General features: G+C 61.3%; 10 protein-coding genes. 8 read left to right on the top strand and 2 right to left on the bottom strand.

All coding sequences use genetic code 11. The features are described from left to right. Window positions 1-108 precede the first annotated feature (108 nt). Complete coding sequence (dnaA, locus tag JYA52_RS18655; RefSeq protein ID WP_205654749.1) at window positions 109-1,530, bottom strand: chromosomal replication initiator protein DnaA; 1,422 nt, start codon at window positions 1,528-1,530, stop codon at window positions 109-111. Between the two features lie 470 nt (window positions 1,531-2,000). On the opposite strand from dnaA, the gene rpmH reads away from it, so the two are divergent. From rpmH to JYA52_RS18615, 8 genes are all read left to right on the top strand, one after another. After that, window positions 2,001-2,138: a 50S ribosomal protein L34 gene (gene rpmH / locus JYA52_RS18650; RefSeq protein ID WP_011776797.1), complete on the top strand. Its 138-nt coding sequence runs from the start codon at window positions 2,001-2,003 to the stop codon at window positions 2,136-2,138. Between the two features lie 40 nt (window positions 2,139-2,178). Next, window positions 2,179-2,586, top strand: coding sequence for a ribonuclease P protein component (rnpA, locus tag JYA52_RS18645; RefSeq protein WP_205654748.1), 408 nt, complete (start codon window positions 2,179-2,181; stop codon window positions 2,584-2,586). Beyond that, window positions 2,579-2,974, top strand: coding sequence for a membrane protein insertion efficiency factor YidD (yidD, locus tag JYA52_RS18640; RefSeq protein WP_205654747.1), 396 nt, complete (start codon window positions 2,579-2,581; stop codon window positions 2,972-2,974). The genes rnpA and yidD overlap by 8 nt, the downstream gene beginning before the upstream one ends. A gap of 16 nt (window positions 2,975-2,990) precedes the next feature. Next, window positions 2,991-3,965: a membrane protein insertase YidC gene (gene yidC / locus JYA52_RS18635; RefSeq protein ID WP_205654746.1), complete on the top strand. Its 975-nt coding sequence runs from the start codon at window positions 2,991-2,993 to the stop codon at window positions 3,963-3,965. Further along, window positions 3,965-4,528 (top strand): Jag family protein, encoded by a 564-nt coding sequence (locus tag JYA52_RS18630; protein WP_205654745.1) that lies wholly within the window; start codon window positions 3,965-3,967, stop codon window positions 4,526-4,528. The genes yidC and JYA52_RS18630 overlap by 1 nt, the downstream gene beginning before the upstream one ends. A gap of 7 nt (window positions 4,529-4,535) precedes the next feature. Further along, window positions 4,536-5,186, top strand: a complete 651-nt coding sequence (gene rsmG, locus JYA52_RS18625) for a 16S rRNA (guanine(527)-N(7))-methyltransferase RsmG (protein WP_205654744.1) — start codon at window positions 4,536-4,538, stop codon at window positions 5,184-5,186. A gap of 87 nt (window positions 5,187-5,273) precedes the next feature. After that, the gene (locus JYA52_RS18620) at window positions 5,274-6,329 is read left to right on the top strand and encodes a ParA family protein (protein ID WP_307869441.1); all 1,056 of its coding nucleotides are present in this window, start codon (window positions 5,274-5,276) and stop codon (window positions 6,327-6,329) included. Between the two features lie 67 nt (window positions 6,330-6,396). Then, window positions 6,397-7,641 carry a ParB/RepB/Spo0J family partition protein gene (locus JYA52_RS18615; protein ID WP_205654743.1) on the top strand — a complete coding sequence of 415 codons (1,245 nt, stop codon included), beginning with the start codon at window positions 6,397-6,399 and terminating at the stop codon, window positions 7,639-7,641. Window positions 7,642-11,333: 3,692 nt separating this feature from the next. On the opposite strand, the gene JYA52_RS18610 is transcribed toward JYA52_RS18615, so the two are convergent. After that, window positions 11,334-11,489, bottom strand: a complete 156-nt coding sequence (locus tag JYA52_RS18610) for a hypothetical protein (RefSeq protein ID WP_205654742.1) — start codon at window positions 11,487-11,489, stop codon at window positions 11,334-11,336. Between the last annotated feature and the right edge of the window lie 1,143 nt (window positions 11,490-12,632).

Below are 12,632 nucleotides of genomic sequence, written 5' to 3'. Positions count from 1 at the left end.
GCAATCCACAGACACCTTAAGGGTTTTAAGCCCATTAACCGCGGTTGTCCCCTTAACTGTCCACAGGGTTATCCACACGCGCCTGTTAATAAGGTTAAGAACCTGGGCTCAGGAGTCGCGCTGCTGCTGCTTGATCCGGTTGGTGAGCTCGGTGACCTGGTTGTAGATCACACGGCGCTCGGCCATCAGCTCGCGGATCTTGCGGTCCGCGTGGATGACCGTGGTGTGGTCGCGGCCGCCGAGTTCCTGGCCGATCTTGGGAAGCGACATGTCTGTCAGCTCACGGCAGAGGTACATGGCGATCTGCCGCGCAGTCACCAATGTGCGGGTGCGGGACTTGCTGCACAGCTCTTCCATGCTGAGCTTGAAGTAATCCGCGGTCTGCGTGAGGATCTGGCTGGACGTGATCTCCTGCGCGTTGTCATCGGTGATGAGGTCCTTGAGAACCATCTCGGCCAGGGCCACATCGACGGGTTGGCGGTTCAGGCTGGCGAACGCTGTGACCCGGATCAGGGCGCCCTCGAGTTCGCGGATGTTGCTGGCGATCTTGGAGGCGATGTACTCCAGTGCGTCGTCCGGAGCGGAGAGGCCCTCGCTCAGTGCCTTCTTGCGGAGGATCGCGATGCGGGTTTCGAGCTCCGGAGGCTGGATGTCCGTCAGCAGGCCCCATTCGAAGCGTGATTTCATGCGGTCCTCGAAGCCTGCCAGCAGCTTGGGCGGCTGGTCGGAGGTGATCACCACCTGCTTGTTGTTGTTATGCAGGGAGTTGAACGTGTGGAAGAACTCCTCGAGCGTCCGGTCCTTGCCCGCCAGGAACTGGATGTCGTCGATCAGCAGAACATCGACATTCCGGTACGTGGTCTTGAAGCTGGCGCCCTCGTCGTCACGGATCGAGTTGATGAAGTCATTGGTGAATTCCTCGGAGTTCACGTAGCGGACACGGATGCCGCTGTAGAGCCGCCGGGCATAGTGGCCGATCGCGTGGAGCAGGTGGGTCTTGCCCAGTCCGGAATCTCCGTAGATGAACAGCGGGTTGTATGCCTTGGCCGGAGCTTCGGCCACAGCCACGGCCGCGGCGTGGGCAAACCTGTTGGAGGAGCCGATGACGAACGTGTCAAAAACGTACTTGGGGTTCAGCCTGCCGAACTCGTGAGACGTGCTCGGCAGCATCGGCTGCGGCTTCAGTTCAACAGACTGGTCAGTTGCGAGCGAAAGCTCGACGGCGGGTTCGGGCTCTTCGTGGAGGGGCACCAGATCGGTATCCACGTCGATCGCGCACCGGATGTCATCCGAAAAGACGTTGTGCAGGGCGTCGTCGAGTGCATCCTTCACCTGGGTCTGGAGCACTTCGCGCGTCAGTTCGTTGGGTACCGCCACAAGGAGCGTCGACCCGATGAGGCCCTGTGCCTGGGCGAGGATAACGAAACCGCGCTGCCGCGGGGACACCCGGTCGTCCTGTTCGAGAAGGTTCACCACGCGGCGCCAGGAACTTCCGACAGTATTGGCGTGGTTGGCTTCGTCTACTGTCATCAATCGGGTTCCTCAAAGCTTGCTTACCTGCATTACATGCAGCCACAAGCCCGAAACCAGGGTGCTGGCCCGGCTCAATCCACAGGGTTATGCACAGTCCGTGGATAATCGGCTACTGGGACACTCTAGGGGATGAAAAGGCCAGAAGATAGCTGGGAAGCAGCTTGTGGATAATTACACCGTTGTGGTTCGAAATCGGCCCTTGTGAGCCACTTCATCCACAGGCTGGAGCCGGTACTTAACCACAGCTGGGGATAGGCGTGGCCGGCGCTGCCGGTTTGACTCAGCAACGCGCTTTGAACTAACGTTGTGGAGTCCTTTGTGCCTGCTTTCTGACCCCATTTTGGATCTTCCGGACGCCCAGCGTTGCGGAAAACCGGGGGAATGCAGACACATACAAAAACTTAGCGTCGGCCAGTTCTTCCCCTTTGATCGGGTGGGCGCACCTTTGATCCACTGGAGTAACTAACGTGAGCAAGCGGACTTTTCAGCCGAATAACCGCCGTCGAGCCAAGAAGCACGGCTTCCGCCTTCGTATGCGTACCCGCGCCGGCCGCGCCATCCTGGCTGCCCGCCGCGGCAAGGGCCGCGTCGAACTGTCGGCCTAAATACTGACTCGTCGGTGATCCTTCCTTTGCGAGTTTAACGGTGCTGGCCACCAGGAACCGTCTTAGGACCTCAACCGATTTTTCAACAACTGTACGTTCCGGTGTCCGCAATGGACGCCGGAACGTAGTGTTATATACGGCAACCATCGGGGCCGATGAACCCAGCCGGATCGGGTTCATCGTTTCCAAGGGTGTCGGGAACGCTGTTGCCAGGAACCTCGTTAAGAGGAGACTTAGGGAAGCCGGTGCTGTCTCGCTGCGCGAGTACGGGACCGGGTTCGCTATTGTGGTGCGTGCGTTGCCCGCGTCTGCGACTGCCAGCTGGCAGGAACTGGTAGCGGATTACAACGCTGCCTTGGAAGCCACCATGAAGCGGCTGCAGGGCCGCCAACGGTCGGCTGGAACTGGTTCGAACGGAACAACACAGGAAGGGACACAGCGTGCTTGACCTGACTGCCGCCGTCGTCCGTTCCGCAAAGTCCGCAGCAGCGGCCGCCGGCAGATTCGTCTGGAACCTGCCTCGCAATATCCTCATTCTTCTGCTCATGGCCTACCGCAAGGTGATTTCACCCTTGTACGGACAGGTCTGCCGATTCTTTCCTTCGTGCTCGGCGTACGCGCTTGAGGCCATCACCGTCCACGGTGCCGTAAAAGGAAGCTGGCTCGCGGCGAAGCGCTTGGCGCGCTGCCATCCCTGGAATGCCGGCGGTGTGGACCACGTCCCCGCCGGTCACCGGGAGTGGCCTGACAACCAGACCCCCACAATTGTTGTGCTGAACAACCCGGACAAGTACCTGGCTGCTCGGACTGATGGAGAAGGCCGCGCTGCGGCCTAACGAATAGGGATATCGTATGGACTTCTTTGAAACAATCATGTTTCCGTTCAAATGGCTTGTGTCCATCATCATGGTGGGCTTCCATGAGGGCCTGAGCGGCATCGGACTTCCCGAGGCCAGCGGCTGGACGTGGACGCTGTCCATCATCGGGCTCGTGCTGGTGATCCGCGCCGCCCTGATTCCCGTCTTCGTCAAGCAGATCAAGGCACAGCGCGGGATGCAGTTGCTGCAGCCGGACCTGAAGAAGCTGCAGGACAAGTACAAGGGCAAGACTGACCAGCTGTCCCGCCAGGCCATGGCGCAGGAGCAGATGGCCATGTACAAGAAGCACGGCACCAACCCGTTCTCGGCCTGCCTGCCCATGCTCATCCAGATGCCGTTCTTCTTCGCGCTGTTCACGGTGCTCTCCGGCATCAGCACGGCCCGTGACCAAGGCAACGGCATCGGTGCGATGAGCCACGACCAAGTGGTGCAGTTCGATGAGTCCACCATCTTCGGGGCCACGCTGTCCGCATCGCTGCTGCACGGCGGCGAAGGCAACCTCACTGCTGTGTGGATCCTCTCCATCATCATGATCCTTGCGATGACAGCGTCGCAGTTCATCACGCAGAAGCAGATCATGGCTAAGAACATGTCTGAAGAAGCCATGGCCAGCCCGTTCATGCGCCAGCAGAAAATGATGCTCTACATCCTGCCCATCGTCTTCGGCGTGGGTGGCATTAACTTCCCGATCGGTGTCCTCATCTACTGGACCACCACCAACCTGTGGACCATGGGTCAGCAGTTCTTCGTGATCCGCCGTATGCCGACGCCGGGATCCCCCGCCGCCAAGGCCCTCGCCGAGCGCCGCGCCGCCAAGGGCCTCCCGGCCCTCCCCATCCTGGGAGGCAAGAAGGCCGACGTCGAGGCAGAGGCCGCTGCAGCCGCTGCGGTAGCGCAAGCCAAGGCCCAGCGCATCCAGCCACAACGCAAGAACAGGAAGAAGAAGTAATGTCTGTTGAAAGCTCAGAACAAGCACTTTCCGCTGCAACCAGCGAAGACCAGGACAACACCACCGAGGCTGTGGCTACCGACAAGGGAACTGCTGTAAGCCGCCTGGAAGAAGAAGGCGACGTCGCAGCCGACTACCTCGAGGAACTGCTGGATATCGCCGACATCGACGGCGACATCGACATCGAGGTCCGCAACGGACGCACCTACATCTCCATCGTCACCGAGGAAGAATCCGCTGGACTGGAGAGCCTGGTAGGCCGCGACGGCGAAGTCCTCGAGGCGCTGCAGGAACTGACCCGGCTCTCGGTGCTCTCCGCCACGGAAAACCGCTCCCGCCTCGTCCTGGACATCAACGGGTACCGCAAGGAACGTGCCGGCCACCTGCAGAAGATCGCGGAGGACGCTGTCGCGACCGCCAAGGAAACCGGTGAGCCCGTGGCCCTTGAACCCATGAGTGCCTATGAGCGCAAGATCGTTCACGACGCCGTTGCCGATCTGGGTTTCGTGAGCGAGTCCGAGGGCGAAGGCGCCGGCCGCCACATCGTCGTCTCTGTCGACTGACTAACTGATGGTAGAAATTACGGCTGCTGAGCGCCAGGCGGCGGAGAAGATTTTCGGCGACCGTCTCGCCCTGGCGGAACGGTACGTCGAGCACCTGGCCACATCGGGAACCGAGCGCGGACTCATCGGTCCGCGGGAAATACCGCGACTGTGGGGGCGGCACGTGCTGAACTGCGCTGTCATCGAGAGCGAGATTGCTCAGGGAAGCCATGTGGCCGACGTCGGAAGCGGCGCCGGACTGCCGGGTCTCTGCCTTGCCATAGCCCGTCCGGATCTGGAACTCACTCTTATTGAGCCGCTCGAACGCCGGGTGATCTGGCTCCAGGAAGTGGTCGATGACCTCGGGCTGGACAATGTCACCATCATGCGCGCTCGGGCCGAGCAGGCTGTGGGCATGGTGAAGGCGGACGTCGTCACGGCCCGGGCAGTGTCGGCACTCAGCAACCTGGCAGGGCTGACCATCCCCCTCCTTGACGGGGAGGGTGAGGTCGTGGCCATCAAGGGGCGCAGCGCCGCAGATGAAATCGAGAAGGCCACCAAGGTGATCCGTAAGCTCGGCGGCGTACAGACTTCGGTCGTAACAGTAGGCGAGGACCTGCTTGAGGAACCGACTACAGTGGTGCGCATCGTCGTGAAGAAGTCCCAAAAGATCGCCTAGCCCAAGGCCCGTTGCCGCAGGTCTTGACGGCGGAGCGGTTAGGCTAGAGAGCGGCAGCAAAAGCCGAACGAGAGTGAGTGTGTCCCAGTGACCAGTAGCGAAACCTTCACACAGCGGATACCCCCGTTCGTGTCTCTGGGGTCGGCACGCGCCGTAGCTGCACCCACCGTCGCTGCAGCCTCCAATCACCTGAATCCGGTTGCAGGCAAGACAGATGTGGCGAAAGTTTCACGTGAAACAGGTGGCCGGACGAACGTGTTGGACACGCTGGACGATTCGAGCCCCATCGCCCGCGAGCTTGCGCACGAGAACAGGCGCCGCGAAAGGCTGCTGGGCCGCAACCTTCCCAAACCCGAGAAAACCCGTATCTTCACGGTGTCGAATCAAAAGGGCGGCGTCGGCAAGACCACCACCACGGTCAACATCGCAGCCGCGCTCGCGGCAGCCGGACTGAACGTCATGGTCATAGATATCGACCCGCAGGGCAACGCCTCCACCGCGCTGGGCATTGAACACCATGCGGACGTGGACAGCATCTACGACGTCCTGATCAACGACGTTCCGCTGGAAGATGTCGTGGCCCCGTGCCCCGACATCAGCAACCTCATTTGTGCCCCCGCCACCATCCACCTTGCCGGCGCGGAAATTGAACTTGTGTCCCTGGTGGCCAGGGAGCAGAGACTCCGCCGCGCGATCGATGTCTACGCCAAGGCACGTGAGAAAAAGGGCGAACAGCGGCTGGACTACATCTTCATCGACTGCCCGCCGAGTCTCGGTCTGCTGACGGTCAACGCCTTTTGCGCTGCCGGCGAAGTCCTGATCCCGATCCAGTGTGAGTACTACGCCCTTGAGGGGCTGAGCCAGCTCCTCAAGAACATCGAGATGATCCAGAAGCACCTGAACGCAGATCTGGTCGTCTCGACAATTCTGCTGACCATGTACGACGGCCGCACCAACCTGGCCGCACAGGTGGCGGCCGAGGTTCGGCAGCATTTCCCCGATCAGGTGTTGGGGGCCGTTGTCCCCCGCTCCGTACGGATCTCGGAAGCACCGAGTTACCAGCAAACAGTCATGACGTACGATCCGTCCTCCAGCGGTGCACTTTCCTATTTGGAAGCCGCAGCGGAAATCGCTGAGCGTTAGAATTTTCCAAACACTGCAACAGCCGGAGCCCGGCATAGCCGGGCTCTTCCAATGGAGGGATTTATCCATGAGCGATAAGCGACGCGGGCTCGGTCGCGGTCTTGGCGCACTCATTCCAAGTTCCGCCGCCGCAAGCGCTTCCGGCAACGGAGCAGCGCCGTCACGCCCAGTGGATCTCTTCTTTCCGGAAGCCCGCAAGACTGCACGCCCCGACGCCCCCGATGCCACTGACCCTGAAGTTGCTGAGGCTCAGACTGAAAAGCCTGCCGCCAAGACTGCCGCACCTCGACCGGCTGGCACCAAGGTAGGGGCGAAGGCCACCAAGACAGCTGGCCAGGAAACAGACGCGGCCGGCCGGGCGAAACCACAGCCAGCTGCTGAAACTGCTGATACTGCCGGGGTGACCGAGAGTGAAGCGGGTTCGCCGGCGGAGCAATCGGACTCCAGTGACGGCGGCCGTCCAAGGACAGCTGACGATGTGGAACTCGTCGAGGTGCCCGGCGTGCGTTTCGCCGAAATCCCCGTGGCGGACATCCATCCGAACCGAAAGCAGCCTCGTACCGTCTTCGATGAGGACGACATGGCGGAGCTCGTGCATTCTGTCCGCGAAATAGGCGTCCTCCAGCCAATTGTGGTGCGTACTTCAACCGAATCCGGTGGAGAACCATATGAGCTGGTGATGGGTGAGCGCCGGTGGCGGGCGGTCCAGGCCGCTGGCCTTGCCACGATCCCCGCGATCGTCCGCGATACTACCGACGACGACCTCCTCCGGGATGCGTTGCTCGAGAACCTGCACCGCAGCCAGCTGAATCCCCTGGAAGAGGCAGCTGCCTACCAGCAGCTGCTGGAAGACTTTGGCACCACGCACGAGCAGCTGGCAGATCGCATCGGCCGGTCCCGTCCGCAGGTCTCCAATACGCTGCGCCTTCTTAAGTTGCCGCCGCTGGTGCAGCGGCGGGTTGCCGCCAACGTACTGTCCGCCGGCCACGCCCGCGCTCTTCTGTCCCTGCCCGATGCCGCCGCGATGGAACGTCTCGCCCAGCGGATTGTTGCTGAGGGCATGTCTGTGCGGGCCACCGAGGAAGCAGTAACCCTGCACCGTGAGCCGTCGGCTCAGCCCAAGAATAACATTCCTCGTCCCGGTGCCCGTCATGAGCGCCTGGACTATCTTGCGTCCTCGTTGTCGGATCGTTTGGACACGAACGTCAAGATTTCTCTGGGTGCGCGGAAGGGCCGCGTTAGCATCGAATTTGCGAGCGTCGAGGACCTAAATCGCATCATGGACGTCCTGGCTCCGGGGTCCGAGAGCTAGATTCTGAGTTTTCGTCTGGGGTCCGTTTCACGTGAAACGGACCCCTTTTTTTGTGTGGCTCGGCTTCTGGTGGGGCTCGGTTTCGCCCGCGATGCGTTGATTTGCTCCTGTGCGTCCGCTCGAGCGCCTATCCCGTTGTCTACACGGGCGCCACCATGCTGATCAATAAGGACGGTTCTGCTGTTTAATAGGTCGACACCCTGTTGTTTGGTAGGCCCTCATTGTCTTGGATGTACGTGCTGACCTACCCGTCGTGATCGCAAGCGGTACTGTGCTGCTGGCGAGTGTGCTGTAGGTGAAAGTGCACTCAGCGGACCAGGCTTTGTTACAACGGACGCGGTGATGGGGCTTAGAGCGTGCGCCGGCGCTCCGAAGGCTGAGTACGCGCACGCCACGACGGTCAGCCAAACACTCGAAATGGCGTCAATGCGATGAGAAGCCTGATGATGGTGACAACCAGACGCCATTCTGCGGACTAGGCGCCCACCTTTCTCGGGTGTAGGGGCCTTTTGCGGCGCTGGTCGGTCCTTCGAAGCTCTCCACCATAGTGGGCGAGGTTCAATGGGCCTGAATCCCTCCCGTTGCCCACAGCACCCTTCAGGTGCTGATTGAGACGGCGACAGCGCCTCCCTGGCGCGGGAGCGTCCCTCAGTGCTCTTTCTGCGTCCGGTAGCCTTATGGCGCCCCTAACCCAGTACGAGCTGCTCTGATGTCCCTGATGCCGCCCCCTAATCGCTCCCCCTGTACGAAACTGGATAACCGGCCGACCTGCATGGCCGTGTATCCGGGCTGCTCTCAGGGAAAAGGCGTCTTCGGATGCTGGATTTGGCGGGGGCGGCGGCGCGCGACATAGCTATTCGTGGCTTTTCGCCACCGCTTGTTTCACGTGAAACGCCGCTGAAGAGGTTCTTCGACGGGCCGTCCGTAGAGGATTTCGCCGCGCGACGTGGCACGACGCGTAACGAAGCCTTGTCTACTTTCGGGCTAGCAGGTCGGCAAAGGCTCCCCGCTCTGAAGCGAAGGGGTGCGATAACGAGCCTGGATATCCAGCAAGATGTGTTCCCAACACGGTCTACGTTTCACGTGAAACAAGTGAAAGGCGCCCTGGAGATATGCGCCTGCCTGCCTGGAGTAGATCCGTCTCCTGGGCTCAGGGATATTCAGGAATGAGATCCCGTCCTCGTTCTGCAGTTGCGCGGGGCATCCCGGGCTTCGTGCGGCGGGATTACTCCGAGCACCCCTTCTCTTGGTGCGAGGCTGCAGAGCGATGAACGGATAAGTAGTAGGTCGGTCTCCGCAACGGCTTCCCGCTCCTAGGACGAGACTCGCTGGAAGTGCTCTAGTGGACTCCACGCCCTTAGCTCGAAGAATTGCGATGTGACGCTCGGGAAGCTGTTTGGCGCCTACCTCCTCCGTCCGGGATGGGTCCTCTTGCTGGTGCCGTTGTCGAGCTGGACGGACAACGTGCGGAGCTGCAGCCTCGGCTGGTCCAGCAGCGGAGGCGACTCCTGTGGTCGGTATGTCCCATGAACGAAAGAGGCGCCTTCGGCAGGTGCACCATCCAGCCTCGGACAGTTCGCCGTAGTCCCCCAGGCCCACGTGGGCGGTAGTTTCGAGATTTGGCCTGTCCGTTCCGCATCAGGCAAGTCCGTGGTGGTGCACGGTCAAGGCACTGAAGATTGGTGGAATAGTCGGTGGCCCACTCGACGGGCTCGTCCAAGCAGACTTGTACATGCGTCGGGTCGGGTACGGCACCTCTGGAGCAGTTTCCGGGCAGGCGCGTATGCTCATGGCCTCTCCTCCGTGCCGGTGACGGTAGCGTGAACCGATGGACGGATAACCGGACGGCCAGTGTGTTTCACGTGAAACCCCTTGGTTCCCGTTTCACGTGAAACGTTCCGTAGGCGTCTGCCAGTACGCGTTTGGTGGTGCGGCCTCCGTGCAGGCTCGGTAGCCGCCCGCCCTTCTCCCTTTGGAGTGCACCGTCCTTCTCGTCGAGATGGATCTCCGGATAGGTAACACTGGTGTTGTGGACGCTGACGGTAGCCGCGTAGCCGGTACTACTTCGTGTGCGGCTGCATGGCAGGTAACCTCGACTTGTTAGCTTGTGAGTTCTTCCTACCCTCGCGCCTTCGCTGGTAGCGCCAGTCTCCGTCGATCGAAAGTTGCGAGTCGTGCTGGCTCCGATGCGGAGCGGCTCCCCCGGGCTCTGTGTTCATCCGGCCGGGGTCGGTTCTCACAATCTGCAGGACGTAGCGCAGCCGTTGATCCTACAGCGCGCATGTTCAGTGTACGGTCCGAGTCGCATTGCCTAGCTTGCCGGATCTGCTTCCGGTTGCAGCCGGTCAGGTGAGCCCGGGCAATCGGTTTGAACCGCGATATGCCCTGGAGCAAGGGCGACCTGCAGACCCTACGCAGAGCCTGTGTGACAGCGCGAGTCTGTGGAACTGGGCTAGAGCACCGCATTCCGTCTTGGTGATAATGATCGTAGCGGAGGGACGCCACGAGAAGGGAAGCGCAGGGCTACTCCAACTTCAACGACGCGGTCCGCCGGCCGGCCCATCCGCCTTCCCTGCGACGTAGGATCCCTCTCCAAGTCACCCAGCTCACGTGTGGAAAAGTGTGTGGATATCGTGGTGGAAAACCTTGTGGATAACTTTGGGGATAAGTACCGGCCGATGCCACTCAGCGTGTGCCTCAATTCAAGACTTTCGCGTCACCGGCTGAGCTTCGAGCGAAGCAGACGCACGGCAACCGTGGCAAATGTTTCACGTGAAACGGCGAGCAGGATCTACCTCCTATCCCTGACACCCCCGGAACCGGGCGCAGGAAGGCGGCAGTTGAGCGAATTTGGTTTACTCCTGGACGGTTTGTGCTGCTAGTGGAGGCGACGCCGAGAGCCCTGTAAAGTGCCGACGGTCCGATCCCGTCGTTGAAGCCGGCAGTTCGGTCGTGCACCCCAGGCCCCAGTAGACCCGCATCAATCCGCGCCCGCGGGGGCTGCTGTGTAGAAGCCTGTGGATTCACCTGTGGATAACGGTGTGAATAATGTCACGGCCAACGATCGGAAAATCCCCCGGAGTCGGGCAATCCGCTGGCGGCAAGCCTGTCGTAAACCTAGTCTGGCAACGTCGGCTCCGGGCAAATATCTGTGGCTACTGTGCTTCCGCCTCCATTCCCGATCCGCATTCCAGTCCAGCCCGACTACTCTCCGATCCGATGAGGGCCGGTCGATGGCCGGGTTCACGGCTGTGGGGGCGCCGCTCCTGAACCGGATCCCCGTCGTGACATGGGGTCTCCAGCGTCGGAGGACGCTGCGGGTGCAGCGAACGGGGATGGCTTTTGTGGCAGCGGGACACCCCAGCAACATAATGACCAACCGGTGGGGACAAGGAATCGTCACCATTGGAAGTCGCTACAGGACCACGCGGGATGCCTGTTGTCGCAGCGGGACACCCCAGCAACATAACGACCAACCACTGAAGACCCGGGCGCGTACTGTGCCCTAGGCCATCGTCGGCGGCCGGGGCTTCATTCAATATTCGGAAGCGTCTGTGTGTTTTCTCAGTTTCCGAAACCAGCAACCGGCTGTGAGTCTCGGCGACTGGGCATAGGCTGTTGTAACCCCCAAGGCTGGTCTGGACTGTCGCCGTATCCCTGGGCGCCGTATGTTTCGCGAGGTGTGTGCTTGGCTAGGCGTGAAGCTTGTCGTACTGGCGTAGGTCGGACCTGTGGGATGCGGCTACCTCGAACGTTGGGGCGCGCAGCTCTCCGGGGTCCACGGAGGCGGCGTCCCGGACTGCCAATGGGGCGCGGGTCCAGCAAGACGCGCGGCGAAGGATCTTCACTCGGGCAGTGTCCTTGGCGTCCGTTAAATTCCATCCACCGTTTCACGTGAAACATCGCTAGCCGGCAGTCGGCATGCCAGGGAGTGGACAGCCTTGTTGGGGGCGGGCTTTTGTGTTGGAGTGGACCCCGCCACCGCTCGTCGAATCCCGACTGTGTGAGACCGACTGTGTGAGACCGGCCGAGCATGTGGCTCAGTTGTTTTGTGCAAGCCAGGTGACGGGACTTTGATCGGGCATTCCAGTCGGACTTTCGCTTCAATTGTTCACCGGTGAACAGTCGCGTTTTTTGCCCCTGGGCACGCAGGATCCGGCCGGGTGCATGGGACTGGCATCCGGGCATGTTCCGCATCTCTTCCAGCTGACGGATCAGGCTCGCGAGCGTCGGGACTTCCTGTGGCAGCTCTGAGTTGAAGGGGGTACACCGCGCAGGGGCGGCAGGCAGCTGCCGTGCGGGAGTTCTGCGCCCTCCGGCACGACCTTCTGGTCCTCGGTCTGCATTCGCTCCTCTCGGCCCCGTAAAAGCGCGTGGAGCCCTCCCAAATTGCGGGACTGAGTTTGGTCCCAGCCTTGAACGCATTTTTGTCTTCTGGAGAGAGACGTGGCAACACGGCTGGAGGCTTGTTTCACGTGAAACCTTGCCGCGGTCAGGCTGCCGCAGCAAAGCAGCAGAGCAGCATCGCGCAGCCGGCGGAACGGCGGCGGCCACCAGTTTTGCGGTGTTGGCCAGGGGAAGTACGGTCAGTGCGCGACCGACTGATCATTAATTCACGTATCTATGTACGCTGTGTGGCTATTTCCTCCCGTGCTTCAATCCGCGACGGCAAGAGGAACAGATAGGCGGGACGGGGTTGGAAGGGACAGGGTTGCAAGGTACAGGGCTGCGGGGAATGGCTCCCCCATCCGCAACACCCCTGCCAGACTACGTTGCACTCCATCCTGGACCCCGAGTCGCCGGACGGGCCCGCTCGAGACAACGAAACGCGTGCAACTTGGTAGTAAATGGCCGCGGCCTGATCGAGACGCCGGGTTCGCAACACCTCCGCTCCGTTGCCCTGGCCCAGTCGGGAGCGCCACGTTGCGCCGGCGCCAGCTTGCGTCGCTCCCGGCCGCACCAATAGAAAGTGCCCGGCTCTTAGGTTGTGA

Source organism: Arthrobacter pascens, assembly GCF_017052465.1.
GTDB lineage: Bacteria > Actinomycetota > Actinomycetes > Actinomycetales > Micrococcaceae > Arthrobacter > Arthrobacter pascens.
Note: the sequence above shows the minus strand (reverse complement) of the source record. Positions and strands in the feature narration are given on the sequence as shown.